Genomic DNA, 732 nt, shown 5'->3' with positions numbered 1-732 from the left:
GCAATAGATTTCCGGGCTGTAAGTGTCCAGCAGCTGCGCCGTCGGCACCAGGTCGGCGGCACCACGCGCCAAATACGGGCCACCCTTGTTGAACAGCTCCGCGCCGGTATTGCCGAACCCGGCCGCCGCCAACAACGCCTGATCCAGATCCCTCTGCTGGGCATTGATGGTGCGCGAGGTGATCACCGCATTATTCAAAAAGTCGAACAGATCCGGCGACGCATTCGCATACGTATCCCCCAACGCCGCCAACCGCTGAATATCCTTGCGCGCCTGCGGCATCTGCGGATTCACGTCATCAAGCAACGCATTCGCGTTGGTCACCGACTGACCGAACTTCTCCCCCAACCCCGTCAACGACTGCGCCGCCGCACTCAACGTCAAATTCAGCTTGACCGGATCCACCTTCTCCGCGATCGACGTGATCGTCTGAAACAAGGTATTGATCTCCGTCGTCACCGACCGCGCATCGATCACCGTGTGCGACGAAATCTTCTGCGGCGACGGATTGGCCGGCGCCGTCAACGACACATACTTACCACCGAACACCGTCGTCGCCTTGATATCGGCATTCACATTCGACGGAATCAACGCCAAATACCGCGGATACACCTCCAACGTGAACTTCGCCGCCGGCTTCCCATCACGCACCGTCTCCGCAATCGACCCCACCCGGCCGATCTCCACCCCGTTATAAGTCACCTTCGAACCCGGATCCATCACCAACCCGGC

Annotated in this window: 1 protein-coding gene; it reads right to left on the bottom strand. The window is 59.7% G+C overall.

The window, feature by feature from the left end:
- Window positions 1–732, bottom strand: a 732-nt coding sequence (locus B8W69_RS29530) for an MCE family protein (RefSeq protein ID WP_133058063.1), incomplete at both ends; no start/stop codon positions are given.

It is taken from the genome of Mycolicibacterium vulneris (genome assembly GCF_002104765.1).
Classification (GTDB): Bacteria; Actinomycetota; Actinomycetes; order Mycobacteriales; family Mycobacteriaceae; genus Mycobacterium; species Mycobacterium vulneris.
Note: the sequence above shows the minus strand (reverse complement) of the source record. Positions and strands in the feature narration are given on the sequence as shown.